General features: G+C 52.8%; 19 protein-coding genes, 1 tRNA gene and 1 other RNA gene. 3 read left to right on the forward strand and 18 right to left on the reverse strand.

The features are described 5' to 3' along the window. Positions 1-130 precede the first annotated feature (130 nt). Positions 131-1,681, forward strand: coding sequence for a methyl-accepting chemotaxis protein (locus tag MKZ79_RS02280; RefSeq protein ID WP_336139843.1), 1,551 nt, complete (start codon positions 131-133; stop codon positions 1,679-1,681). 254 nt (positions 1,682-1,935) lie between these two features. On the opposite strand, the gene MKZ79_RS02285 is transcribed toward MKZ79_RS02280, so the two are convergent. Both MKZ79_RS02285 and MKZ79_RS02290 read right to left on the reverse strand, forming a co-directional pair. Then, positions 1,936-2,071, reverse strand: a non-coding RNA gene (locus MKZ79_RS02285) — RtT sRNA. Positions 2,072-2,116: 45 nt separating this feature from the next. Further along, positions 2,117-2,204, reverse strand: a tRNA-Ser gene (locus MKZ79_RS02290). A 235-nt stretch (positions 2,205-2,439) separates the two neighbouring features. Between MKZ79_RS02290 and phoA the strand changes: the two genes are divergently transcribed. Together phoA and MKZ79_RS02300 are read left to right on the forward strand one after the other, a co-directional pair. Further along, positions 2,440-3,846 (forward strand): alkaline phosphatase, encoded by a 1,407-nt coding sequence (gene phoA / locus MKZ79_RS02295; protein ID WP_336139847.1) that lies wholly within the window; start codon positions 2,440-2,442, stop codon positions 3,844-3,846. A 163-nt stretch (positions 3,847-4,009) separates the two neighbouring features. Further along, positions 4,010-4,903, forward strand: a complete 894-nt coding sequence (locus MKZ79_RS02300; RefSeq protein ID WP_336139849.1) for an ATP-grasp fold amidoligase family protein — start codon at positions 4,010-4,012, stop codon at positions 4,901-4,903. Positions 4,904-4,925: 22 nt separating this feature from the next. Here the strand turns inward: MKZ79_RS02300 and MKZ79_RS02305 are convergent, their stop codons facing one another. The 16 genes from MKZ79_RS02305 to MKZ79_RS02380 form a co-directional block, all read right to left on the reverse strand. Further along, positions 4,926-6,257: a VasL domain-containing protein gene (locus MKZ79_RS02305; RefSeq protein ID WP_336139851.1), complete on the reverse strand. Its 1,332-nt coding sequence runs from the start codon at positions 6,255-6,257 to the stop codon at positions 4,926-4,928. 32 nt (positions 6,258-6,289) lie between these two features. Beyond that, complete coding sequence (tssE, locus tag MKZ79_RS02310; RefSeq protein ID WP_336139853.1) at positions 6,290-6,733, reverse strand: type VI secretion system baseplate subunit TssE; 444 nt, start codon at positions 6,731-6,733, stop codon at positions 6,290-6,292. A gap of 1 nt (position 6,734) precedes the next feature. Continuing rightward, complete coding sequence (tssJ, locus tag MKZ79_RS02315; RefSeq protein WP_442897117.1) at positions 6,735-7,271, reverse strand: type VI secretion system lipoprotein TssJ; 537 nt, start codon at positions 7,269-7,271, stop codon at positions 6,735-6,737. Further along, positions 7,252-8,352, reverse strand: a complete 1,101-nt coding sequence (gene tssG, locus MKZ79_RS02320; RefSeq protein ID WP_336139855.1) for a type VI secretion system baseplate subunit TssG — start codon at positions 8,350-8,352, stop codon at positions 7,252-7,254. The genes tssJ and tssG overlap by 20 nt, the downstream gene beginning before the upstream one ends. Further along, the gene (tssF, locus tag MKZ79_RS02325) at positions 8,307-10,070 is read right to left on the reverse strand and encodes a type VI secretion system baseplate subunit TssF (RefSeq protein WP_336139857.1); all 1,764 of its coding nucleotides are present in this window, start codon (positions 10,068-10,070) and stop codon (positions 8,307-8,309) included. The genes tssG and tssF overlap by 46 nt, the downstream gene beginning before the upstream one ends. A 14-nt stretch (positions 10,071-10,084) precedes the next feature. Next, positions 10,085-10,816, reverse strand: a complete 732-nt coding sequence (locus MKZ79_RS02330; RefSeq protein WP_336139858.1) for a hypothetical protein — start codon at positions 10,814-10,816, stop codon at positions 10,085-10,087. Positions 10,817-10,851: 35 nt separating this feature from the next. After that, positions 10,852-12,438 (reverse strand): type VI secretion system protein TssA, encoded by a 1,587-nt coding sequence (gene tssA / locus MKZ79_RS02335; protein ID WP_336139859.1) that lies wholly within the window; start codon positions 12,436-12,438, stop codon positions 10,852-10,854. Then, on the reverse strand, positions 12,438-15,836 hold the full coding sequence (locus MKZ79_RS02340; protein ID WP_336139861.1) for an ImcF-related family protein: 3,399 nt from the start codon (positions 15,834-15,836) through the stop codon (positions 12,438-12,440). The genes tssA and MKZ79_RS02340 overlap by 1 nt, the downstream gene beginning before the upstream one ends. Further along, positions 15,820-16,968 carry a type VI secretion protein gene (locus MKZ79_RS02345; protein WP_336139867.1) on the reverse strand — a complete coding sequence of 383 codons (1,149 nt, stop codon included), beginning with the start codon at positions 16,966-16,968 and terminating at the stop codon, positions 15,820-15,822. The genes MKZ79_RS02340 and MKZ79_RS02345 overlap by 17 nt, the downstream gene beginning before the upstream one ends. A 2-nt stretch (positions 16,969-16,970) precedes the next feature. Next, positions 16,971-17,237 (reverse strand): PAAR domain-containing protein, encoded by a 267-nt coding sequence (locus MKZ79_RS02350; RefSeq protein WP_336139869.1) that lies wholly within the window; start codon positions 17,235-17,237, stop codon positions 16,971-16,973. Positions 17,238-17,726: 489 nt separating this feature from the next. After that, positions 17,727-18,536, reverse strand: coding sequence for a hypothetical protein (locus tag MKZ79_RS02355; RefSeq protein ID WP_336139871.1), 810 nt, complete (start codon positions 18,534-18,536; stop codon positions 17,727-17,729). Beyond that, on the reverse strand, positions 18,533-19,318 hold the full coding sequence (locus MKZ79_RS02360; protein WP_336139873.1) for a hypothetical protein: 786 nt from the start codon (positions 19,316-19,318) through the stop codon (positions 18,533-18,535). The genes MKZ79_RS02355 and MKZ79_RS02360 overlap by 4 nt, the downstream gene beginning before the upstream one ends. 114 nt (positions 19,319-19,432) lie before the next feature. After that, the gene (locus tag MKZ79_RS02365) at positions 19,433-20,197 is read right to left on the reverse strand and encodes a hypothetical protein (protein WP_336139875.1); all 765 of its coding nucleotides are present in this window, start codon (positions 20,195-20,197) and stop codon (positions 19,433-19,435) included. Continuing rightward, entirely contained in the window at positions 20,190-22,217 is a 2,028-nt protein-coding gene (locus MKZ79_RS02370) for a lipase family protein (RefSeq protein ID WP_336139877.1), read from the reverse strand. Before MKZ79_RS02370 ends, MKZ79_RS02365 begins: the two co-directional genes overlap by 8 nt. Before the next feature lie 20 nt (positions 22,218-22,237). Beyond that, on the reverse strand, positions 22,238-22,678 hold the full coding sequence (locus tag MKZ79_RS02375) for a hypothetical protein (protein ID WP_336139881.1): 441 nt from the start codon (positions 22,676-22,678) through the stop codon (positions 22,238-22,240). Beyond that, complete coding sequence (locus MKZ79_RS02380) at positions 22,675-25,530, reverse strand: type VI secretion system Vgr family protein (RefSeq protein ID WP_336139883.1); 2,856 nt, start codon at positions 25,528-25,530, stop codon at positions 22,675-22,677. Before MKZ79_RS02380 ends, MKZ79_RS02375 begins: the two co-directional genes overlap by 4 nt. Positions 25,531-25,587 lie beyond the last annotated feature (57 nt).

Here is a 25,587-nt window from a genome sequence, read left to right on the forward strand (position 1 = left end):
TATCTGAATGTTTTGACTGGCTTAAAAATAATAACGTTAGCTTTACTAAAGGTTGTGACGCGTGCGCCGATTAACTACAACCGTAAAGTTAATGTTTTTTGCATTTTATCCTTTAAGAGGCGCAAAACAGATGTTGAAAAACCTGTCGGTTAGTAAAAAATTTATTGCGGCTTTTGGTGCCATTGCGGCTCTGCTTGTGCTGCTTTGCATCGCCTTTTTCATTAATTTCTCGCGCATTATCGATTCCAATAACTGGAACGTGCATACCTGGCGCGTGATTGATGAGAGTCGCTCGCTGACGCAAAGCCTGGTGAATATGGAAACAGGGCTGCGGGGCTACGCGCTTAACGGTAAAGAGGAGATGCTGGCGCCCTGGACGGCAGGGCAAAAATCCTTTTCTCAACATATTCAGAAAATAAAATCCCTGACCGCAGATAACGAGCGGCAGCAAACCAGGCTGGAGACGCTGCTCAGTCAGGAGCAGGCATGGGAATCCTCGTTTGCGACACCGCTAATGACAAATCGTCAGGCTTTGAATGCCGGCACGCTGCCTTATGAAGCTTTCCTCGCCGCTTTTGAAAGCAACACCGGCAAAGCGCAAATGGATGGTATGCGCAAACTGATTGATGAGGTAGCGGCGGAAGAGCAGGGACTGTTAATGAAGCGCCAACAGACCGTTGACGCTACCGAGACGCAAACCAAACTGACGCTGATTTTGGGCGCTTTATTAGGACTGGGCATTGCGTCAACGCTTGGCTATCTGTTATCACGCGCTATCACCGGGCCGTTAAAGCAGGCGGTTAACGCGGCCAAATCAATAGCGGCAGGGGATTTAACCACCGTGCTGACGGCAAGTTCGAAAGATGAAACCGGCGTGCTGATTGCCAACTTTGCTCTGATGCAAACGCAGCTGATCAACCTGGTTTCCGGCATTCAGAGCGCCGCCGCTTCGATCGATACGGCGGCGAAAGAGGTTTCTGCGGGCAACACCGATCTTTCCAGCCGCACCGAACAGCAGGCGGCTTCGCTGGAAGAAACCTCTGCCAGTATGGAACAGCTTACCGCTACGGTACGGCAGAATACCGCTAACGCGCGACACGCCAGCGATCTGGCCGCAGACGCTTCTCGCGTGGCCACGCAGGGCGGCAAGGTGGTAGGGCAGGTGGTGACGACGATGTCGGCTATTCATGACAGCTCGAAAAGCGTGGGCGAAATTATCAGCACGATTGAAAGCATCGCTTTTCAAACCAATATTCTGGCCCTGAACGCCGCGGTGGAAGCCGCGCGCGCTGGCGAGCAGGGACGAGGGTTCGCCGTGGTCGCATCCGAAGTCAGGGCGCTGGCGCAGCGAAGCGCGACGGCGGCGAAAGAAATTAAAGCGCTGATTGAAACTTCCAGCCTGCGTATCACGGAAGGCAGCGAGCTGGTGGCGAACGCCGGGAAAACGATGGAGGATATTGTCACTTCCGTCAGCAATGTTTCCCAAATTATGTCGGAAATTTTTACCGCTTCAGACGAGCAGGTTAACGGCATTGAACATGTCAGCATCGCGGTCAGCCAGATGGATGAGGTCACGCAGCAGAACGCCTCGCTGGTGCAGGAAGCCGCCGCTGCGGCTGCCTCGCTGGAAGATCAGGCGGTGCAGCTTAACCGCACTATCGCTGTATTCAGAGTGGCGTAAAGCGCCGACTGCTTGTTTGTTGAGGGACTGGCAAAAAAAGCCTGAACGTGAGTTCAGGCTTTCTCTTGAAATATGGCGGTGAGGAAGGGATAACATGAGGCTCGCTGAGCCTCACCCTGACGGGCAGCAGTTTGCTGTGCAAAACGGCCTGGCTGGCCGTTTTGTCGAACCCTGGTCAAGGCTTCTCACCCTTCCTCGTGGGGAATATGCATAAAAAAAAGCCTGAACTTTCGCTCAGGCTTTCTCTTGAAATATGGCGGTGAGGAAGGGATTGACTCGCTGCGCTCGCCCTGCGGGCAGTCCGTCCGCGAGCGTCCGGCCTGTCCAGGTGGCTAAAGCCGGTTGTCGAACCCTGGTCAAGGCTTCTCACCCTTCCTCGTGGGGAATATGCATAAAAAAAAGCCTGAACGTGAGTTCAGGCTTTCTCTTGAAATATGGCGGTGAGGAAGGGATTCGAACCCTTGATACGTTGCCGTATACACACTTTCCAGGCGTGCTCCTTCAGCCACTCGGACACCTCACCATATTGTAAACTTCCGTCACCCTCTCGGGCGACGGGGCGCTACTATAGGGAGTCTGGCCCTGAGGGTCAAGAAGATTTTTTTCTTTTTATTCTGGCAGGTTAAGCGGTGTACAGGGCGCAGGTAGAACACCAGTCAGGTCATCAAGCTGCCATCTTGCTGACACAAAAGCGTCACGGTTGTGTCGCAGACTAAGCTCCTGAAATTTTTAGCAACGTTTTCTTATGGAGTCGTCTGATGAAAAAAAGCCTGTTTACGCTTTCGCTTGCCGCCACGCTGTTAACCTCCGCGCTTTGCGCGCAGGCCGCCGACTATAATCGCGCCGCGCAGGGCGATATTACTCAGCCCGGCGGCGCTCGTCGCCTGAGCGAGGATCAGACCGAGGCGTTAAAGGCTTCGCTGAGCAACAATAAGGCGAAAAACGTGATTCTGCTGATCGGCGACGGCATGGGCGATTCGGAAATCACCGCCGCACGCAACTATGCCGAAGGCGCAGGCGGCTTCTTTAAAGGTATCGACGCGCTGCCGCTGACCGGCCAGTATACGCACTACGCGCTGGACAAAAAGACCCATAAGCCCGACTACGTGACCGATTCCGCCGCTTCCGCGACGGCCTGGAGCACCGGCGTCAAATCTTACAACGGCGCGATCGGCGTGGACGTAAACGGCAAGGATCATCAAACCATCATGGAAATGGCGAAGGCGGCAGGTAAAGCGACCGGCAACGTCTCTACCGCTGAACTGGAAGACGCCACGCCTGCCGCGCAGATTGCGCATGTAACCTCGCGTAAATGCTACGGCCCGGAAAAAACCACTGAAGTCTGCGCGGGCAACGCGCTGGAAAAAGGCGGCAAAGGCTCTATCGCGGAACAGCTTCTGAACGCCCGCGTCGACGTCACTTTTGGCGGCGGCGGCAAAACCTTTAATGAAACCGCTAAGGCAGGCGACTGGCAGGGAAAAACCCTGAACGAGCAGGCGAAGCTGCGCGGCTATCAGCTGGTCAATAACCTCGACGGCATGAACGCCCTTACGGAAGCTTCGCAGGACAAGCCGGTGCTGGGACTCTTCGCCGATGGCAATATGCCGGTGCGCTGGAAAGGGCCGAAGGCCACCTTACACGGCAACCTCGAAGGCAAGACGGTCAGCTGCGAGGTAAATAGCGAGCGCCCGGCCTCCACGCCGACGCTGGCGCAGATGACCGATAAGGCTATTCAGCTGCTGAGCAAAAATCAGAACGGTTTCTTCCTGCAGGTGGAAGGCGCCTCGATCGATAAGCAGGATCACGCGGCAAACCCATGCGGCCAGATTGGCGAAACGGTCGATCTGGATGAAGCGGTGCAGCAAGCGCTGGCATTCGCCCGCAAAGATGGCAATACGCTGGTAATCGTCACGGCCGATCATGCCCATTCCAGCCAGATTATCGCCAACGACAGCAAGGCGCCCGGCCTGACGCAGAAGCTGGAGACCAAAGAGGGCGGCCTGATGACCATCAGCTATGGCAACTCGGAAGAGGAATCTCAGGGCCATACCGGCACCCAGCTGCGCATTGCCGCCTATGGGCCTCATGCCGCCAATGTGGTAGGGCTGACCGATCAAACCGATCTCTTTTACACCATGAAAGCGGCGATGGAAATTAAAGAATAATTAATACGGCTGGCTTATTTTATCAATGCGCTGTTGCTGAAAGGTAACAGCGTTTTTTTATTTCCAGCGTTTAACGCCTGTTTATTTTTACCCTGAAAGGAAACAACTACTCTGGCGCGGGTTTTTACGTCGACGGTGCGGGTTGTTGAGAAGGGACGGAATAGTGCATTTTTTAAAGAAGATTGAGCATCAGGGGAAAGTTCTTCGTCAATATTTGCAAAAGGATGAGCGCTATTTGTTGAAGGCGTACTGCAAAAAGCACTGTAGCGCAGCTATTTTTCGCCAGCCGGAATCGCTGAATGAAAAAATCATCCACCGTATGCTCTACGCCCGTGACGATCTTTTTACGCAGCTGGCTGATAAGTATCGCGTGCGCGACTATGTGGCAAGGCGGATTGGCGAGGATCATCTGATCCCTTTGCTGGGCGTCTGGCAACGAACGGCGGAGATCGACTACGCGGCGCTGCCGGAAAGGTTTGTGCTCAAGTGCAATCACGACAGCGGTAGCTGTCAGATTATCCTTGCCAAAGATCCGCAAGCGATAGCGAAATATAATCGGCAGCTGGATTATTGCCTGAAGCGGAATTTCTATTATGTTTCTCGTGAATGGCACTATAAAAATATTACGCCGCTGATTATCGCCGAAGCCTATATCGATCTCTTTGCTGAAGCCGATATGAATATTACGCCGGAGCTTTATCGCGTTCACTGTTTTCATCATAAAGCCAGAATTATTGAAGCGGATTTTACGGACAGCGCAGGCCATAAGCTTACCAATATTTATGATGAAAACTGGCGCCTGCAGCCCTTTACCATGAGCCAACCCAATAACCCGCGCGCTATTCCCCGACCCGTTTTGTATTCCAGGCTGCTGGATCTGGCGGAAAAACTCGCTGAGGGGATCGATTACTGCCGGGTAGACTTCTTTATCAGCAGCGAAAATATCTGGTTCAGTGAAATCACTTTTACGCCAGAGCGGGGAAAAATCCGTTTTTCGCCCAGGATTTGGGATTACCGGCTGGGCGAGCTGTGGCAGCTGCAGGTCGGCGCCTCATAATACCGGCGGCTGTTTCTTGTCGTTATGGCATAACGTCCCGGCTATCCTGCGGCGGGTTCAGCAGGGCATAGCGCGCCAGCAGCTGTTTCAGATGCAGTTCCGTTTGCGCGCGCAGCGCGGCCGGCGCAGGATCGCTGGCTGGCTGAGCGGCCAGCTGGCGCAGCAGCTCCTCGGCGGGAACCGTCTGATTAAACGCCTGAGTGATGGCGAAGACCTGCGATTTCAGCTCGCTGACCGTCATATATTTTCCTCTCTTTTCATCCAGACCATCGAGCCGGTTTGCCAGCGACTGCAGTAGCGCCATACCCTGTTGCCAGTTCTCCAGGCTCGCCGTCGGCGCGGCAATAGCGTTCAGCTGCTGTTGCCAGCGGCTGGCCAGCGCGTCGGTTTCCGGTCGCTCAGGCCAGAGATGCTGCGCCTGGCGCACGAGCAGGCTGCCGTAGTTCAGGGGCCAGACCGGCGACAGCCGGGACAGGCTATCCAGCTGCGCTTGCGCCTGCGCTAACCATTTCTTGCCGTCATTTCTGCCGCTTTTTTGCAGTTGCTCAAGCGTGGCTATCGGCAACGGCGCGGGAAGCGGCGCGACGCTGGTCATTAGCGCCTGTCGCTCCGGTTTATCCATTATATGGCTGGCTCCCCACTGAACCAGGCTGCCGACCACCAGCATGGTGAACATTCCCGCTACAAAAGGGCGCCAGTAGCGCCGTGGCGGCTGGGCTAAGTCGGTACTGGCAGGTTCCGGCCGCGCGGTGCTGTCGCTGATGTTCTCCGCAGGCGCGGTCGTGGCGACGGGCAAAACCACCAGCGGGAGGTCGTCGCCATGCTCGTCAACAACGTTTTCCAGACGAACGATGGCATGGCGAAGCTGCTGAGCCAGCGCATCCAGCCCGGTCTGCTGTTTCAGCTTCAGGCGCTGCAGCGTATCGCCGATGGCGGCAAGCCGCTTTTCAGCCTGAATCAGCGCGCTTAAGTCGGTGTAGCTCAGCGTCTGCATACGCAAAAGCTGCTGCAAACGGCGGAAAAGCGCGCTCAGGATCTTTATCCGGACGTGGGTTGCCTCCGGCCACAGATTGCTCCACTGCCGGGTAATCAGTCGTTCCAGAATAGCCAGACCTTCATTCATACCGCTGAGAGTCGCGAGCTGCGCACGTGCCAGCGTATACCAGGCGGCGGTCTGTAAATCAACCCCGTTATGGTCGAACAGATCCAGACAAAGCGTTTCGGCATAGGCCCAGTTCACGTCGGGCCTTGCCGGATGGGTCAGTTTATTCAGCTCATCGCGCAGGGCCGTGTAACCGGCACAGGTGCGCGGATCGCCGCCTGTGCGCAGGCGGTCTTCAGAGAGAGAGGTCATAGGGAACTCCGAAAAAGAGAGACAAAGACGGCTTACAGCGGCGTCCGCGCATCCAGATACTGTTGCTGTTTCAGATGACGCAGCAGGACGCGGCCTTCCGGCATAAATTCGGTGCCATAACGTACCAGACCCACGCCTTTCAGCTCGGCATCGATGGCGTAGCGCAGCTCGCCGGGCTGCGTCTGTTCAAGCAGCGTCACGGTAAGGCTTTTTAGTCGCGGCTCATACTTCAGCAGCACCGCCGACAGCGTGGCCAGCAGCTGATGGGCGGTGCCGGGCATACCCTGCAAAATTTTCGTCATATCGGGCATGCCATAATCGGGCAGATGGGCCAGCGAGCCGGCCCGGCAGTTGAGAATGCGCTGCATATTATCGAGCACCGACAGAATCACCTGCTCTTCCTCACTGACAAGATGCAGATCCAGACCGCCGGCGACATTGCCGTAGAGAATGTCATAAAGGGAAGGGCGCGGCATATTACCTGGCCTCCCGAGGCTGCAGCGTCAGCCGATTATCGCCAGCTTCAATAATGCGAGGCCTGTCGGGATCGAGCTCGTCCCGATGCAGCACTACCCGCCAGCTCTGGTTGGTCTGATCCGGCGCGATAAACATCGCGGCTACGGCCACATACTGCGCTTTTTCATCCATCGGCATATCTACCGTTACAGCGCCGCCGGGCTGCAGCCGCACATCTTTTTGCGCCACCGCGTCCGCCTTCAGCGCCTGGCTGTCGCTGGCGAACAGCGACGGATAGTCCGTGCTGTCAAATGCCTTCCGATCTTTCAACTGGTAAATGCGTATCACGGTGGAAAGCGGAACGCCGCCGTCATTGCTGTTGACCGCCTCACGCGCGCGGATATCCAGGTGCAGAGTTTTTACCTGCCGGTAAAAAATGGATTTTGTGACGGCCACCGTGCCGTCGGTGACTTTTTGCGTCAGGCCGCAGCCTGTCAGCGACAGCGCAAGCGCTACGGCCATCAGGCCAGAGGCGGCCCTACCAACGATAATCGCCATCTTCGTCGATCTCCTTTCGTTTACGATTTTCCTGAACCCGCTGATAGCGGCCCAGGCTAATGGTGAGTTTTCGGTACTGCGGCGCAGTCTTTGTTGCCAGCGGCCTCAGCACCGCCGTGCGTCCCAGCTGCGGACTCTCCGCCGCCGGACGGCAGTTGAGCCGCGCGTCCGGCAGTAAAGCGCGATCCACGCGCAGCTGCAGGCGAACATCCAGGCGACTGCCGAGGTAGACGTGCAGCAGCGCCAGCAGGTCGGTGTGTAGCTGACCGCCCGGCAGCCAGCCCAAAGCTTCCCCGGCATCTTCGGTTGAGAGCTGCAGCAGCACCTGTCCATTGACGTCGGTGGCGTAATTCCCCATCACCGGACGGCCTCTCAGGCTAATCGGCTGGTTTACGCGCATGGCCGCCGGCGCCTTCAGCGGAATGCGCTGCGGATCGTGATGCCAGACGCTGGCGCGAGTCGCGGGCGCCAGCAGCGTGACCAGCGAGATCAGGCCTTCCGCCGTACGGCCCGGCAGCAGCATCGCCGGCAGCAGAGCCAGGAAGCGCGACACCGGCGTGGCGATATTCTGCGCGCATCCCGGAATGCCAAGCCCGGCCAGCCCCAGCAGGTATTGCGAGGTGTTGTCCTGGCCGCCAGCCGCAAAAGTGGCCGGCCAGGAGTATTTGCGCCAGATGCGGTAGTACTGGGCGATAAGGCGATGGTTGAAGATATCGAGGAAATCCGTCGTGGCTTCATAGCCTTCTCGCCGCTGCACGATGTCATCGATATAGTGGGTTGGCAGAGGGGACTCGACGCCGTAAAGTCCCATAAAAGTCACGCGCACCGTCGGCGGAAGATGCGGGTGCTCTGGCGCTTCCGCGCCTTTGATTTCGCTGGCCGGAAAGCCCATTCCCGGATGCGGCCGGAAGCGCACGGCTTCCTGACGTACCTGCCAGCCGCTGCCGATCACCGGCGCCTCCGGCTGGCTTCGCTCCAGCAGCAGGCCGAAGCGGTAAAAACTGCTGTAGGGGAGATAGTCCTGAAGCTGCGCTATCAGCCGGGCAGGCGCGGACTGTGGTTCTCTTTCCACCGGATGCATTTTCCTTCTGGCTGAACGATCAGCGTGAGCTGGTTAAACTGGTTCATATCGGCGTAGAGGGCCAGCAAGCGGTTAAGCATCTCGCCAAAGAGATGAATGTCGCCTTCGCCGGTAAAACCGTTGCGGTCAATCGTCACCTCAATGTCCAGGCCCCGCAGCAGAAAACCGTTTTCGAAGCGCTGGATGCGGTGGTGCTGCACTGCCTGAATGGCGTCAAGGCGACGGTTGTTCAGCTCGTCCTCCTGCCAGTTGTAGAGCGCCAGCGTGCCGCGCAGCACTTCCGCGCTGCTCATCATATTGAGAAAGCCGGTGCCGAGATGGCTCATCACTCGCCAGTGGAAGCGATCTTCCGCCGGTGGATAGACCGGTAAAGTCGGTTTGCAGAGGTTGCGCACGCTGACTTTTGTTTGCAGCGTCTGCTCGCAGCGGTCCAGTAGCGCGCTCTGCAGCGCGCGACGCGGAAGCTGTCCGTTGGTGCCGGTAATGCGCAGCGAAACCGTTTCCCGCTCTGTTATTTTGTCCGCTTCCCACTGCTGACCGCCCAGAATCAGCCAGGTGTCATGCATCCCCGTGACGCCGCGCTTGACGCGAGTATGGTAGTAGCGCTCCGGCGCGTCCCGACGCAGCATCCCGCCGCGATGGCGGAAGCTGGTAAAGGGAACATACTCGGCGTTGCCAGTACGTGCGGAGCCTGTTACCGCATCCACGGAATAAATTTCCGTGTGGCCGTCCTGCAGGCGCTTTGGCCGCAGCAGATATTCGCTCTCCAGGCCGCTGATGGTCAGCGGGTCGGCTTCAAGCGTAAACAGGTTGATTACCGGCACGCAGTGTAGGCGCAGGGCGTCGCTGGTCACCGGCAGATCGGCGGGCCAAAGCTGGTTGAAGACGACTTCAATATCGAAACTCGCGATGCCCGCAGGCAGAGTGACATTCTCCAGCCCGTTAAGATGTACGAACATAAATTTTTCGCGGAAGGTGAAATACTCCAGCAGCAGCTGATAGCCGCTGAAGGCGCTTTCGCCTTTGGGCCACAGGCGATCCTCTTCCGTAAAGCCGCCGGGCGAAAACCAGCCGTCAAGGCGTATGCGCTCGCTCGCTCCCGGCAGGCGCAGATAGATCGCCGCCTGGCGTTTCGTCATCATCAGATGCAGGGTGCTGCTGACCGGCGCTTCTGCGGCCAGATAAAGGCTAAGGCGACTGAGATCGGCCTGAGACCAGTCCGCCTGCGGGCTGCAGGCAAAGCGCATCCGCAGCAGCGAACGACCATCTGGTTCCGTGGTCATGGTGACCTGTTCGATCGCCATTGGGTTGAGCGGCATGGCGCGGGTAGTGCGGTAGCGGCAGACGGTATTTTTCGGCCCTATGGGCCGGGAGGCGATCTCCAGCCCGGCAGGCACCGTTTCGCTTATTTTCATCGCCGACAGCTGCGGCGTCAGGGCCACTATCGACAGCGAGGGAATAGTGCGCAAATAGTGGGGCCAGAGCATACTCACCAGGCTTTCGGTCAGCTCCGGCAGATCGTCGTCGATTTTCTGCCGCAGACGACCCACAGAAAAGGCAAAGCCTTCAAACAGACGCTCCACATAGGGATCGGGCGTACCGGCCTTGTCGAGGTCAAGCATCGCCGCCCGGTCGGGATGGGTTTGCGCGAATTCCTTTCCGGCTTCGCGCAGATAGCGCATCTCGGCGTCAAAATAACGCAGCGTTAAATCATCCATATAACACCTGTGAATTAATTGTGGAACCCGACAAGCTGTAAGACACTGTATGAAATGGGGAAAAATATAATATCGCTTGCCAGTGCCAGCGGAGTTAACACAATATTAGTGGCAAGATTTCCCGGATGAAAATCGGTGGCTCTCTTCTTCGAGTAGAACTCGATATTGTATTGTCTTTCCAGCGATTCAGTTTCGTTAAAGGAATAATTTAGCTGTGCTTTAGGAATGATAATGCCGCCAACTTCAACGTTTTTAAAGTACTCTCCTTCATGTATAGTAAATCCAGCCTGGCTGATAATATCGCTTTCTTCTTTGGACATTTTATTTGTTGGCTGGTTTACCGCTATAGTTAAAATTTCTCTGAAATAGAGCAAGGCTTTGTTTTTTGAAGAACCTGTCAGGTCGAATTGCAAAGTATGTTCTTTACTGTCCGAAATTAAAGGAATGCGCGCCGCTATTTTATTCAGCGCCAGAAGTTCATCTGTGCCTCTGGTCAGAATATAAATGTTCTTTTCTCCTACAAAGGCCACGCCTTCTGCCGGTATATGCAGCGGAACTTTTTTCTTTTCCTGAATTACCGAGGCCGCGAGATTTTTATACTGGTAAATAGCGGTGACTTTATCCTGAAACTGTAGCTTTCTTTCAGTGTATGAGGTTGTCACCTCATTACCGTTCCACAGTAGCGCCGTACAGCCGGAAAGCAGTAACGAGCAAAAACAAACAGCTATTAATTTGGTTTTTATCACTTCGATCACTCCATTGATTATCTTTTAGTTTTGCTTTAGCTGCATAATACCGCCGCTCTGGCGGGATCGACCGCCACCAGCCCGGCCAGCAGCTGTTCCATTTCGGGCTGCAGGCGCGCTTTGTCGCTCTCGCTACGTCCGGCCTTCATGCGCAGCAGTTTCAGACGGCGGGCTTTTACCTCAAACAGCAGATCCGGTTCCCACTGCGGCAGAGTCAGCGCGGCCGCGTGGACGTCCAGCTCCGCGAGCAGATGGAGCGCCAGTTCATTTTTCCCCGTTTGTTCGGCTACGCGGGCCATCAGCAGACGCAGCAGCCAGCGACCGCGCGCAGAGTGAATGCCCGGACGGCTTTGCAGCCAGGCGAGCGCCGCATCCGTTCCCTCGCTGTCCGCCATCTGCAGGGCTTCCGGCTCCAGCGTCAGGATGTCGTTCACCCCGGAGGCTTCCGCTGCCGCAACGGGAGTCTCTTCCGGCCAGCGTTCGCCATCATCCAGAACCTGCTGGCGTATCCAGTTCAGCGTCACCTCATCGGCGAACGGCGTGCCGTCGTTAAAAGCCAGCGTCTCCAGGCCGGAAAGACGGCTAAGCAGGCCTTTCAGATCGTTTTGAATAATGGCCGCGACAGCGTCCTGACCCGATTTCAGCAGCGCCTGGTGGATATACCACTGCAGATCCAGCCACAGATGATTGGCGCCTCGGGTAAACATGCCGTCGCTTTGCTCCAGCAGCTCCAGCCAGCTCTGCTGCAGCCACAGCCTTTTCAGCAGCGCGCGCTGATCCGGTTTTGGCGGCTCGATGCGGGTTCTGCCATCGGCAGAGAGCGGCGGCAGCTGGTGCAGCGTGTCGTGGCGGATGCTTTTCATCAGGTGATGACCGGAGAGCCAGCCATCAGGCTGGTTGCGCAGATATTTCGCCAGGATGCGCGCCTGGGTCAGCAGATCCTGACCTGAGGTGATGCCGGAGAGCAGGGGAGCGCTGTCGCCAGCCGCGGAAACAGGCGCGTCCGCCACGTTCTGCGGCACAACCGCATCGACACCACCGGCTTTCATCAGCCGATTTTCCAGCGCCTGATAAAGGGCGCCCAGCATCGGACGGTTCGCGTCGTCGGCAAAAGTTTGCTCTGTGAGCCACAGCGCGCCGGCAATGCGCAGAGTATCCTTTTTCACCACCTCCGGATAAAGCGAGAGGCTGTCGAGGATGCGGCTGCTGCAGAGCCACTCTATGGCCGCTTTTCGGCTGCGATCGCGCTGCGGATGCAGCCCGGAAGCAAAACGACGCAGTAATCCGGCCAGCAGCTCCAGCCCGTCCGCCAGACCGCTTTCGCCATCCCGGTGCAGCCTGGCCCAGATATAGTAAGTGGCGACGCGGATATCTTTCGCCGTAGTAGTCAGCAGTTTTTCCGCAAGCTGGCAGACGAGATCCGTATTGGCGCCGGAAAGTTTATTGACCTCTTCACGCATCTGCTGGAAATCATCGTCGTAGCCGGGATCTTCCCCGGTCGGGTTGTCCGGCGCAAGCGGCGCGAGCCAGTTGTCCCACAGGGCGATGCGTGCTTGCGTTTGTTCAGTTAGTTCTTCTTCTGCGGCCTGACAGGCGCTGAGCAGGGAATGGATAGTGGCCATTAGTCAGCTCCTTCCGTGGTGTTGTCAATATGCATCAATTCGTTGTTATCGCTTGTCGGCAGCGCAATTGCGTCCACGCTGAAAATAGCGCCCGGCAGGGTGAAGTTACGCAGCCTGAGCAGCGCTAACGGGCCTTCGCCAGCTTCGGTGCGCAATACGTAGTTAAGCATCCGGCCATCCTGCGCTTGCCAGCTCAGGCGCCAGCTGCTGGGTATGCCCGGATAAGCTTCACGTCGCGCCTTGTCCAGCAGGCGGATTAACCCCCAGCTGCCCGGCAGATCCGCATACTGCCGGGTGCCGGCCTGAGTGCTTATCCAGCTTAAGCTGGCGCCAGGCGCTTCCGTATCCGCAGGCCAGCGGAAGCGCTTCCAGACCGGCATCTGATTAACGTAAGTCAGCTTCTGGCCGTCGACGGTCAAATCTGTCTGCATCACGCCTGCCGCCGTGCCAGCACGCAGATCGAAATGCAGGGCCGCTTCGCCGTTGGTAAAGGCCACGTCGGCTATCTGACTCAGCGTGTTGATGGCCTCCAGAAACGCCGGGCTGAACGTCAGTCCCTGGGCGTTGATGCTGTCCGGCATCCAGCGGCTGCCTTCCCGGCGCAGCACGCCGCTCAGGTTGGCCTGCAGAAAGCGCGTGATGCGTCCGGATTCGGCGTTGAGGTATTTTGCCAGCAGCGGCAGCGAAGCATCGCTGCTGACGTTTTTAAACGGATAGCGACCGGCGAAGGCGCTGTTCCAGTCCTCCACTATCGCGGCGCGCCACTGGGCGTTTAAACTCTCCGCCGCCGGGTTCAGCACCTGCTGCCAGGCCTGCTCCATCGGACGGATAAACAGAGTCTGGCCGAAGCCGCTCCACTCCTGACCAAGACCCGCCGCCAGCAGGCTGCCGTAGTCCCGCGTCGCGGTCAGATCCACGGTTTTGCCCTGAAAAACGGTCTGCGCCAGCGTGCGGGTCATGGCCTGCGGATCGGCCGAGTTCGTGACCTGCTGTAAGCGCAGGCGAACCTGGGTTACGCGGGTCAGAAAGGTTTGCAGGTTCAACGCTTCGCTGCCGCCGGCCTGATTATCCATCAGCGCCAGCACCGGCCCAAAAGTTGCGTCCAGCGGCCCGTGCGCGACAGCGCTCTGATCGATCGCCGGTTGTTTATCGCCGGCAAGCAGGTTCTTCGCCGATTTCACCAGCGCGTCCGCTACCGCTACCTTTGTCCGGCCGGTGCGTCCCTGAATATTCAGGGTGTTCATCAGCGCGACCAGCGGCGACTGGCGCACGTCCGCCATCAGAGTCAGCTGATCCACGGCATCGGAGAGCGTTTCCGCTTTTTGCCAGCGCAGGCTGTTAAGAAAGGCGAGCCAGGCGCCGCCGAAATCCGCAAAATAACGCTCCGTCAGCCGCTGCTTAATCTCCTCTGGCGAAGCCTGCTGCTGCGTCGATCGCGAGCCATCAGTGAGTACCCAGTCCATCTCTTCGCGTCGGCTCTTCGCCACTTGCTCAATCGCAGGCTCAACGGCCTCTTCCCAGGCCTGGCGGGTGAACATACCCGGCACCACCTGGTCGGTAGTGAACAGCCGGGCCGCGTCGGTGTCGCCGGTCATCTCTGCCAGACGCATATCGGCAAACTGGCGCGCCACCTGCAAAAGCACTTTCTGATACAGCGTGGCGTCACTGTTGCGCATTCCCATCTGGCGAACCAGCAGGGTACGGCTCTGGCTGATAAGATTGTCATCGGCCGTCAGTTGCCACTGCGGGCGGGCCACGGATTGCGCGCCATAAAACGCCAGCAGCGTCGGCCCTTTTGCCCGCCAGATACCTTCCTCAACGCCTTCGCGTTGTGGCCAGTTTTGCATCAGCGTGCGGCTGAACCAGGCCGCGTCCATCCGCTGCGGCTGCGCCAGCATCAGATAGAGCCTGAGCTGATCATAGGCCGTCTTCGCCATCTGGCCGCGCTGCGGGCTATCCGGCGGAAGCTGAACAAAAGCCGTCAGCTGCTGCTGAAGATAAGCGGCAGCCGCGTCACGTAACAGGGGCAGGGCGCTTTCTTCGTAGCGAGGCAACAGCGCGGCCAGCAGCCCGGTATTCTGATCCATCCCGGCATGTAGATACCAGGGCGTGCCGTGCGCTTCGCGATACTGCAGGCGAGCAAGGGTTTTCTGCAGCTCTGCCAGCGCCAGCAGACGTTCGCTAACGGGCTGGCTGGTATCCTGAGCCTGCCGCACCTGCTGCTGCGCCTCAGCCAGCATATGACGGTTGCCGAGGAAGGCGACGACCATGCCGGCTCCCCATAAGAGCATCAGCGCCGCGGCGATAACCGCTATCCCGCGACGCCAGCCAAATCCCGGCCTGCGCGGACGCAATCCGGCGGGCAAGGCCTGAACCGAATCCGGCAGGATCTGCCAGCGGTTGTCCATACCCCAATGATGTTTCACGCTGCGGGCGCCGTCGACGGTGGCCGGGCTGAACGCCACGCCTGCCAGCGGCAGTGGACGACAGGGATTCAGCAACGCGGCCAGCGGCCCGGCGATGCCTGCCAAATCATTCGTGAGCCGGTGGGCCAGCGACAGCAGAAAATGGTGGGCCGGCGCGGCGCAGATCTGCTGTACTCCCTGTGTGACCAGGCCAGGGATCAGCGCCTGCAGCTGCGCGTTCAGCCTGTCCGGGCGACATCCCGACGGCAGCAGACAGCCTACCGGTTGCGTAACGCGTCCGGCTTGCTCGCCGGGAGCCTGCAGCGACCAGACGTACAGCGGCAGCCGCCAGCCGAGACACTCATAGCGCGCGCTGATGGCCTGGTAAAGGAGATCCAGCCGGTCTTCCGACAGGGTTGCGGATTGATCTTCGCTTAGCGCGCCGGTCACCCAAACCAGCCCGTCGGCCGGCCGATGGCGCAGACGACGCAGCGCCAAAAGCCAGGCCCGATCCTCCGGCTGCGCCGGATCGCCGCCCCAGAGCAGCAGGGTTCCCTGATCCTCCTGCCAGAGCTGCTCCGCCAGCTTCGGCGTCAGCCGCTCTACGTCATCGACGCTGCCGGTAACCAGCAGAATGCGGACTTTGCGGTACCAGAAGCGACCGTGGAGCTGGTGGAGCGTTTTGCGGATGCTGTCGACAGTGACGTGATGAGGAGGCGTTTGCGCCAGGCGGGACTCATCATCAGGCAAGCCGCTTTCCTGGCGTGCTCTGCGGCGATGGCTCAGCTCCTGAGCGTATTTTTTTATGACCGGCAGATAGACGAAAAACAGCACGGTCAGACATGAAACCACCAGCGTCAGAACTTGCTCGCCGCGGGTTTCAATTCCCATAAGACCGCCGTAACGGACAATCAGCCCCCAGAGCATGGCCACGCAGAAAAGTACTATCCCGGCGCGTCCCAAATGGCCAAATAAACTACCTGATGTGTTCATTTTCACTTCCTGATGTGACGGTACTGATAAAGCGTTCCTCCCCTGAAGAGAACAACATCAGAAGGGAGGTTTTCTGCAGAGTAACCAGGTCAGCCGCCAGTGCGGTCAGCAGCCAGGGCGCTGCGGGGCCCGGAATGCCGCACCATTTTTCCAGATGCATACGTTCGGCAGGCTCCCACCTGGCGCCATGCGCATTGCCGATAGTTATCAGCGGCGCGGCTATCGCTTCCCAGCCAGCGCTGTCGCCGAGGACGCTAGTGGTGCGGCAGGCAGCCGTCTGGGTTTCAAGAAACAGCGTAAAATCTTCATCAAATTTATCCCTATCCAACGGCATCGGGCGTAAAAGCCGGGCAGAGTGCGGCAGGCGATATTTTTGCGCCACATCGTCGCTGGTCATCAGCAGCGCGGCCAGCTCGTCAGAGTAGGCTTCACCACCACACAACTGCAGCACCAGCACCAGGTCGACCGTCAGAAGCGGCTGCTGTAGACGTTGTTCAAGCTGGCTCATGGACATGGCAGAGACAATATTGAAATCGTCCGGAACATCTCGCTGCGGAAACAGAGAGCACCATGCTGTGGAAAAGGCTTCCGTCAGCTCTTCACCAGGTAAATCGGTTATTAGCGTTACCCTTAAAGGCAGATCGCGCGGCAGTTGTTGTAAAGAGGACTGCAGACTCGCCAGGAAGGAATTTACCGGATTACCAATTTCTTTCAGCCGTCTTGTTAGCGCTCTTCTGGAAGGGAGTGCATCGACAGACGAATCCAGAACCGCACTTGCCGTCACCCCATCCGGTAACAAAACAGCATTGGCGAGGATAACAAGATATCTTTCTGCCCAGGCCTCCCACTGCTTCTGGCCCCGATCTGCCTCTTTCTTCAGAAACGCATACTTATCAACTTCTCTTTCCCATAACCAGCCACGCAGGCAAAGCAGAAGCAGCCAAAGTCCGGACGGCGTCAGGGAAAGCCACCAGATATTGAATGCGTTAAGCTCTTTTACCGTACCGGAAGCATGAAGGATAAACAGTAATACGCTGAGTAATGCTATAAATGCGCCGCTTACAAGCCATCGCATCATAGATGGGGAAGGCGGCAGCTCTGTGGTTGGCATTCTGGTTCTTTTCCAGCCCATAATTAACCTATCGTACTGTTAGGGGCGCTGGATATTACCTGGCAACCACACTGGCATTTACAGCCATCTACCACTACGGCACGTCCGCCGCAGGTTCGCTGTGATGCGCCTTCAATAATAGGGTTAGTACCATGATCTTTTATCGGACAGCTAACCATGTCACCAACTAACGCCACCTCTTTACCATTTATAATAATATTTGATGAGGCGGAAATGACTTTTCCGCCATGAGTGGTTTTATCACCGAGTAAAACAAGTCCTTTGAGCATAAGAATCCTTCTGAATATGAGATGATGTTTGGTTTCATCTTAACTGGTTAGGTATTATTTACAGTTATAGCTGATAATATTGTAATAGGTTAAGTAAAATATATTTTCTTTCGCAAGATCACGTAGATTAATATTTTACCTATGGGTGCTGCATTTGTTTAATTAAAATAAATTGCAGTCAGTCATTCTTAACGGAAGAAGCCGTGCTAGCATTAAACGAGAATAGTGTCACTTTCACTTACAATGAAGCTAAAACGCTGTAATTTATTATAAAGGCTAATTATCCAGCAGAGCTTCTGTAGCATTTATAATAAACATATCTTACTTCATGAGAAAAGGGACTGTATAAGGCGATGGGTTTTTAATCTCAATATTTACCCACTTTGTGTCCTTTGGTGGTGAAAGCTCTTTGTTAACGGTACTACTGCAGCCACTAGTAAGAAATCCGGCTATACTAATCAGGCAAGCTTTTGATGTGGGTTTCATAATTTATTTCGCCAATTTTGTGATATCAGGATGGGTTGAACCATCAGACACAATTGTACCATCGGGATAAATTATTTTATAGAAAGCTCCTATTTTAAATTGAGTTGGCGCTATCATTCTCACAACTTTTGACTCATCCAGCACAGGGATGAAATTAATGTTGACGGAATTATTAAATATATTAATTTTCTTTTGTAAAAAGTCTTGCTCACCCCACATGCTTAATGAGTCATTTTCACGGATCATTTTATTGGTTTTGATTAATGGGTAATACGTTGGTGAAAAAGTAGGGTTATTATCAGCTAAAATATCAAACTGACCATTCCGTGAAGCATCATCATCAAAAGCAATTGTCGCACCTACAGCTGTTCCTGGGATAAGATCCTTGCCAAGATGAGTTGCATCTATATACTCAATACCCAACGTGACTGCACTTAAAGACCAGTTACATGAACCGCCACCGTTTATTGCAATTTTTTCTTTCCATATATTTCCATTTTGTTGCATGGGAATTTGAATTACATTGTAATTAGGTTCGGTTATAACCGAGCCATCAAACCCGCTTATTCTTTTTTTCTTACATTTATATGAAATATATCTTACTTCAAGAGGAAAAGGCGCCGTATAAGGCGATGTGTTTTTAATCTCAATATTTACCCACTTAGTGTTCTTTGATGGTAACAACTCTTTATTAACGCTATTACTACAGCCTGATATTATAAGCATTGTAAGTAGCATTGCTTTTTCTCCGTAATACTTAATTCTTAAAGCAAAAAAATATATAATTATAGGATAAATATAATTTATAATCATTTTATCTTTTCCAATTTATTGAAATCGGGATTTATTTCCCTGGAGGGTATTTTCTCACCGTTAGGATACAGAAAATTATATGTGGCACCCTCTTTATTATCATTAGGAAAGATCATTTCAACTTTTTTACTTTCATTAATTTTAGGATGATAAAGTATCCATGCTTCTTGATTTTTATTTATATCTAAATGAACATTCCAAAATGCATTTTCTTTACCAAAAAGATATAATTTATCGACCATTCCTGGCTCTTTCTCATTTTTCCATCTCTTTATAAGTGGATAATATTGAGGTGAGTAGGTTAATCTGTTTCCAACAATAATATTAAATGTCCCATTACGCGAAGCATCATTATCAAAAGCAATTTCTGCGCCTACAGCAGTTCCCGGCACAAGATCTTTTTCGATGTGAGTTGCATCAATATACTCGATGCCCAACGTGATTGCACTCAATGACCACTTACAAGTCCCGCCTCCGATCGTCGCTACCTTTACTTTCCAGATATCATCACTTTGTTGTTGCAAAGGAACTGAAATAACATTGTAACTGGGCTCGGTTATAACCGAGCCATCAAAGCCGCTTATTCTTTTTTTCTTGCATTTGTATGAAATATATCTTACTTCAAGTGGGAAGGGCGCTGTATAAGGCAATGGGTTTTTAACCTCAACATTTACCCACTTAGTGTCCTCAGGTGGTGATGATATTTTATTGATAGTACTGCTGCATCCGTTAATCAGTAACATTGATAAAGATAAGCAGATGCTATTTATCCTGTTAAACATATTAGTTTTAATACCTTTCAGTGAGTGAGAAGTTCATGAGGTAAAAATCAATTATTTATACAGGCTAATCATCATTGAGGATCAGTCAATATAATTACATTAATGCAGTTTCAGCTATTTCACTTCCATCTTTTCGACTTTGTTAAAATCGGGGAAAAGAGTTCTTTCAGGAGCAATGCTTCCATCGGGATAAATTATCTTCGAGTAGACGCCATCGATTTTTTTTTCTGGCTCTATACGACGGGTGATTTTTCTTTCATCGATTTCAGGATGGAAATATATATTTTCAAGGTTAAGTGCTCTGTATGGGATAAAACTTTCCTTGCCAAACAAAGAAAGGGATTTCTTCTTTTCTAATATTTTTCTCTCTCTTATGTAAGGGTAATATTTAGGAGTGATTTTTAAATCACCATCCACAATCCTGAACTGACCATTTTTGGAGGCATCATTATCAAAAGCAATTTCTGCGCCTACAGCAGTTCCCGGCACAAGATCTTTTTCGATGTGAGTTGCATCAATATACTCGATGCCCAACGTGATTGCACTCAATGACCATTTACAAGTCCCGCCTCCGATCGTCGCTACCTTTCCTGTCCAAATATCATCGCTTTGCTGTTGCAAAGAAACTGAAATAACATTGTAGCTGGGCTCGGTTATGATTGAGCCATCAAAACCGCTTATTCTTTTTTTCTTACATTTATATGAAATATATCTTACTTCAAGTGGAAAGGGCGCAGTATAAGGCAATGGGTTTTTAATCTCAACATTTACCCACCTAGTGTCCTCAGGTGGCGATAGCTCTCTATTAACAGAACTGCTGCAGCCACTGGCAAAAAACATGGGTATGAAAATCAAAACTACTTTTTTCTTTTTAAACATTTTCTATTACCTCTTCGCTATATTTCATAAACCTTAAAAGTGTATCCTTACCGTAAGGCATTGATAAAGTGGGAGATAGTGAGGAATTCAATAAATCTTCAACTCTAAGAAAAATTTCGTTTCTGATAAATTCTTTTACCGGTATATCCTGTTTGTTTTTTACCATCTGCTCCTTAAATAGATCAATATTGTTACGATGCTCGCTGAGGCTAGTTTTCTCATCCAGGCTCTCGCTTTTAATAAGCTCCAATAACTTGTTGTAAATATAGGGCATATAAGAAGTCATAAAATGTTTGGTAATACCAGTGTTAATCCCTCTGTCATGGTTTTGGCCTTTGGGAAAAAGCTTTTGTAAATCGGCTTCTGTTAATGATGCCTTAAATTCTTTCTGTTCCTTACCGGCCTGCTGTATCTCCTCGTCTGCCAGAGCTGGCACCAGGTAGAGTTTGGCTTTAACGGGAAGGCGGTTTCTGATGGCGATACAGCCATTGGGAGTAGGCAGGCTCACTTTACACTCCTTCCACTCGCGGCTCTGGGTCGCGGTCAGAAATGCCACCGTGTTACCATGATGCCAGAAACAGTCCCCCCAGGAAACCATCTGGTAAGCCATCAGTTCTCCTATAGACCAGACAAAACCCAGAAGTCCACCTAAAGGCCCCCAAATCTTATATAACTCGTTATCCAGGTTGGCTTCCGGCGGCACGGCAGGAATGGGATCGTTATCGTTTACATGACGGTAATGGGTAATATCAGGTAGCTGTGCCACGGCATCGCGAGTAAAAGTTCGTGGCATGCCGTAAGTATAAAGTAAAGGGTTATTTGTTCTTAACTTTGCTGCATGTATTAATGCTAAGGCTCCACCTAAGCTATGACCACAGATAAATAGCTTTAAATCTGTCATTAAATCATATAAATTTTCGAGCTGCTCTTTATATTTTCTTTCTACCCGCCCGTAACCATTCCAAAAGCCTGTATGCACCTTACCTACAGGAAGCAACGAGGTACACTGCGTTTTATCTTTCTGACAGGTCTCCGGGCTTATGGGGCGGAAAGAAACGTCAGTTATAGCATCATAAATACTGGCCGTTCCGCGCCAGGCGACAATGACCTTATCTTCGTTATATACATAAAATAGCTGTGTATCACCGTCCGCTTTTTCTGCGTCTGACTTCTCTTCTTTTAGCGCAGCTTTCTCAGAGGGCATTTTATTTGATGCCTTTTTAGATGTATCTTTGGAGGTATCCATAAATACCGGTGTATGATAACGCTTGCTGAAAGGCACATCCTGTACCAACGTATTCCATGACAAACCGTCTTTATTAAGCGTAGGTAAACGAGAAAGATCCCGACATTGATTAATAAAAAAATGTGTAATTGATACTTTATCCAGCACATTCTCATCGGCATAAGCGAGCGTTGCCGCCACCCCAAGGTTAATGCCATTGGCAATGGAATAGTCTTTTTGATGATGCAGAACCAGTTCCCAGGCTCTGAAGGGGCATATTTCAATCACATGGCGATGTTGAAGCTGGTGTGATTTTATTATTGCTCCTTTCATTAGCTTTTCATGCGGGAAGTGGAACGGCGGCCAATTCCTGACGTTCCTCAGCAAATCAGGAAGAGTGCGACAAAGCTCACCAATCACGGCGTAATGCCAAATATAGCCATTCTCTTCAGCTTTTGAGCGAACCACAGAATCCTTCTTCGGGTTTCGACCAACCCGAAGGGAGCGTTTTTCCATTTCTTCTGCCAGCATGTTTCCGTCTAATGTGAGTTTTAACTCAAATCCATGTGGCATATTGATACGGATCAGTCCTTGTGCATCACTTTGGCCAGAATACGTAAAATTATCTACACGACCTGAAACCGGATGTGAGCTTTCAGCAATCCACGGCATATTAGCTACTGGCTCGTTTCGTTCATCGACCAGCTGAATTTCAACCCACTTTGTTTTTTGCCTTCCGGTTCTGACATCCACTTTAGTATGAGTAACGGAAGTAATTAATGAATTTTTTTCCATGAAATCCTTTTCACCTCGTATTAATTGCTATCGGCATTATTTTTATTAGCCAGGTATATGGTGGAGACTTTTAATATTTCCGAGAGAATAATTGCACAAATAACAATGATGCTGTTTTTTACTGTTAAGGTTTTAAATAGCCAGGGTAATACAGACAAGGAAGGTAAGGCGTAAAGAAGTCTTAATGGTGTTTGAGCATAGATAAGCCAGTGTACATTTTTCCGTTGAATAAAAAGTAAAGCAGCAGAAAAAAGAATTGAAACGTTAAGTAATAACGAAAGAACAATAAGAATCAGCGCATACCCCCCCTGTTGTGGAAAAATGTCAATAAATGAGAGTATGTCATCAATAAGAGGAATACGCCTCTGTGAAATATTAATCCAGACAAATCTGGCAATATAGAAGAGATCGAAAGTTGCCCAGAAATAAAATATGCTACTTGTTTTTATATGACTTTTCATTTCTTTTCCTCATAAATTTCATCGGCGGTTGCTGGTTGCCAGTGCCAGGAGCTACCTGACACTGCCCAGTTATCATCGCCTTCCAGAAAAGTTTGCGTAACTTTTCGCCGTTCACCATAATGATGTATTGCCGATCTCTGCCGCATATCTTCTGTAGCGTCTGAAGGCAGGGGCCGCCATTCCTGAATCTTGTCTCTCTTTGTATTCATATAATCCTTACCTTCGGAACCAAAAAGACGTCCTTCATCTCCCATCGTGGTTAAGCGATTGATTGCCAGAATTGCGGCGTTTTTAAGCCCATGATAATCATGTTCGACTGTCACCCAATGACCTGGCCCTTCTTCTTTTTCCTCATCAGGAAATTCAATTTTCATTTGACCAGGCATAGCCGAATAAAGATGAGTTGTATTTCCGGAAGCGTCGGTCATTCCTTCGAATATTTCACCTTCTGCAGAAGTCACTCTATACTGAGTGAAAGGCTTAATCTCACCTGTTTCTGAATCTCTGATGGTGAAGGTGCCCGAATAACCTTTTGGAAAAGTAACGGGAGGCGCTTCCATTGAAGCCGGCCCGGTCTGAACCATATTTGTCGCTTTAACCAGTATATTGCCAGGACATCCCAGTTCAATATTGCCACCACTAAACTTTATATAAGCGCCGCCACAGTTCAGCACTAACTCCTGACTGGCGTTAACTTCCACTTTACCCTCAGAGCTGGTAATGGTGATGTCCTTTAGCGCAGAAGTAGTTATGGCATCTGATTGAGCTTTGATATCGATCTTACCTTTACCCGCATAGAGTTTCATTTCTGCAGATTCGGCAAACAGGCTTACTGCTTCGGTCGCCGCCACGGTGAAGGATTGCCCGGCACTGATATCGGTGTTTTTGCCCGACATCAGGCCGATACTTTCTCCCCCAGATGCCAGTCGTACGGCTTTGGGACTGAGAATACCTATACCTGCCGGGGCATGTGCCAGTAATCCTGGCATCTGGAGATATCTTAATGAGTTGTTCAGTGTTTCCTGGCTCTCCAGATCTGACTGGAGAGCTTCTGCCTTTTTAACGGCAATCTGCATACTTCGGGCAAGCGTAAGAGCCTGTTGCAGCTGCGCTATTGCCGTATCCATCTCCAGCATTATACTGCCTACATCAGGCTGAACATCAGCCGTCAACAATATGCCTTTACCACCGCGAATACTTACCCAGTCATTGGTTCTTAGCTCCGCGCCTTCGCCGCGCAGCGTTCTGGAGGCATCAACATTATGCCCAAGATTAAGCTGCGTCTTGCCGCCATACTCGGTACTGAGCTTGATATGCTCTTCGCCGCGTTTGTCTTCCATGCGCAGCTTATTAAGCCCGGCGGTGCGTATCACGTTTCGGGTACTGTTCTTGTCCGTTACGTGATCGACATGTCTTGAGTCGTGCAGAGCATGAGCGATATAGGGTCGGTCCGGATCGCCTTCATGAAAAGCGATTGCCACTTCAGTACCCTGAATCAGCGGGAAGTGAAAACCATAGATATCGCCACCGTAGGGTTTCGCCAGGCGCACCAGCATACTTTCCTGGCCCTGGGTTTTATCGTCCAGATCGGCGTCGAATTTTACGCGGTAGCGGCCAGCCTCATCCTGCCAGGCGTAGATATCGTCTTCTTTGGCGCTGGTGACACGAGCCGTCATGGTGCCGGTCACTTTCGGCCGCGGCAGCAGAGCAGGGCGCCAGCACAGCGTCTCGCTATAGGGAACGGCGCGGAAAGAGACGGTCAGCGCATCCCTTCTGCTGGCCGAGAAAATCAGACCGATAAGCAGGATCGGTTCCTGCAAAGGCGTCGGCAGCGTCGGCGGAAAAGTATCGGTGATGGTCAGCACCTGAGCTGGCGAAAGCGTGGCGTCGGTACTCATGCCGGTAATCGTTGTTTGCCCGGCCAGGTAGCGTTCGTGATCGAGACGCGCGTAAAAGTTGGCGGTCTCCGGCGCCGGATCGGTTTTGTCTCCCCGTTCCAGATGACGAGGATGATAGTTATAGACCTCGCCATAATTGATATTTTCGCCGTCGCCGCGCGTCATATCCGCCGGTGCGGACTGCAGCAGATACTGGGCTTCCCGATAGTTGTAGTCTTTGGTGGTGACGCTTGCTGCCACCACGTTATGCTGCACGTTCAGCGCCCATACTGAATCCGCGCCGCTGTCACTCATGCCGGACGGACTGTTTAGCGGCAGCGTTTTGTCAAAGAACAGCGCCGACTGGCTGTCAGCGAAGTGGATCACTTCCGTGTGCGTATCCGGCTGCAGGGTAAAGAACCAGAAGATACCCAGTTCGGCCAGCAGCCGCTGGATAAAGGCGAGGTCGCTCTCCTGATACTGGTTAATTTGCTCGCGTATCGGATAGGTTTTCTGGAGGTGGAACTCGAACTCCCAGCCTTTCAGACCGTGTTCCGTCAGCACCTGCGTCACCACATCCGGTACGGATTTATTGACGAAAAAACGGTGGCTGCGGTGCTGTTTTTCCAGCAGGGAAAGAAAGGGCTGCAGCGTGATGCGATAGAGCGCCTGATCGGCAGAGCCGGACATTCTCCTGAAATCCGTGATAACGCCGTGAACTTTTTTTTGCCCGCTCAGGCCTGTCAATAACCCGGTGCCCATCGTCAGGTTTGCCGGCTTGCGCAGGAAGTGGGCGGCATCAAGATGTTTATCCGTGCTGGTAAACAGGATGTCATATGAGTACATCCGGCTGATGCCTTCGCTGCCGCTGAACTCTTCAACATCCAGCGAAGCAGGGCACGAAGGGATATCAAGACGATAACGATTCAGGGTTCCCGACGCCAGAGCGTTTTGCAGGGAGTCAGTCAGATTCATTCGTTTCACTCCATGAATTTAATTGAGAAGCGCTGACGGAAAAACTACCGGGAGAAA

Source organism: Erwinia sp. CGal63 (genome assembly GCF_037026505.1).
Classification (GTDB): Bacteria; Pseudomonadota; Gammaproteobacteria; order Enterobacterales; family Enterobacteriaceae; genus Erwinia.

Bases quoted from the DNA above. Each gene is read 5' to 3' on its own strand.
- tssF (WP_336139857.1), bottom strand. From the start codon at position 10,070: ATGGATGATTTAACGCTGCGTTATTTTGACGCCGAGATGCGCTATCTG.
- tssG (WP_336139855.1), bottom strand. From the start codon at position 8,352: ATGCATCCGGTGGAAAGAGAACCACAGTCCGCGCCTGCCCGGCTGATA.
- tssA (WP_336139859.1), bottom strand. From the start codon at position 12,438: ATGGCCACTATCCATTCCCTGCTCAGCGCCTGTCAGGCCGCAGAAGAA.
- MKZ79_RS02305 (WP_336139851.1), bottom strand. From the start codon at position 6,257: ATGACCTCTCTCTCTGAAGACCGCCTGCGCACAGGCGGCGATCCGCGC.
- MKZ79_RS02350 (WP_336139869.1), bottom strand. From the start codon at position 17,237: ATGCTCAAAGGACTTGTTTTACTCGGTGATAAAACCACTCATGGCGGA.
- phoA (WP_336139847.1), top strand. From the start codon at position 2,440: ATGAAAAAAAGCCTGTTTACGCTTTCGCTTGCCGCCACGCTGTTAACC.
- MKZ79_RS02370 (WP_336139877.1), bottom strand. From the start codon at position 22,217: ATGGAAAAAAATTCATTAATTACTTCCGTTACTCATACTAAAGTGGAT.
- tssE (WP_336139853.1), bottom strand. From the start codon at position 6,733: ATGCCGCGCCCTTCCCTTTATGACATTCTCTACGGCAATGTCGCCGGC.
- MKZ79_RS02280 (WP_336139843.1), top strand. From the start codon at position 131: ATGTTGAAAAACCTGTCGGTTAGTAAAAAATTTATTGCGGCTTTTGGT.
- MKZ79_RS02365 (WP_336139875.1), bottom strand. From the start codon at position 20,197: ATGTTTAAAAAGAAAAAAGTAGTTTTGATTTTCATACCCATGTTTTTT.
- MKZ79_RS02375 (WP_336139881.1), bottom strand. From the start codon at position 22,678: ATGAAAAGTCATATAAAAACAAGTAGCATATTTTATTTCTGGGCAACT.
- MKZ79_RS02345 (WP_336139867.1), bottom strand. From the start codon at position 16,968: ATGGGCTGGAAAAGAACCAGAATGCCAACCACAGAGCTGCCGCCTTCC.
- MKZ79_RS02380 (WP_336139883.1), bottom strand. From the start codon at position 25,530: ATGAATCTGACTGACTCCCTGCAAAACGCTCTGGCGTCGGGAACCCTG.
- MKZ79_RS02355 (WP_336139871.1), bottom strand. From the start codon at position 18,536: ATGATTATAAATTATATTTATCCTATAATTATATATTTTTTTGCTTTA.
- tssJ (WP_442897117.1), bottom strand. From the start codon at position 7,271: ATGGCGATTATCGTTGGTAGGGCCGCCTCTGGCCTGATGGCCGTAGCG.
- MKZ79_RS02360 (WP_336139873.1), bottom strand. From the start codon at position 19,318: ATGTTTAACAGGATAAATAGCATCTGCTTATCTTTATCAATGTTACTG.
- MKZ79_RS02340 (WP_336139861.1), bottom strand. From the start codon at position 15,836: ATGAACACATCAGGTAGTTTATTTGGCCATTTGGGACGCGCCGGGATA.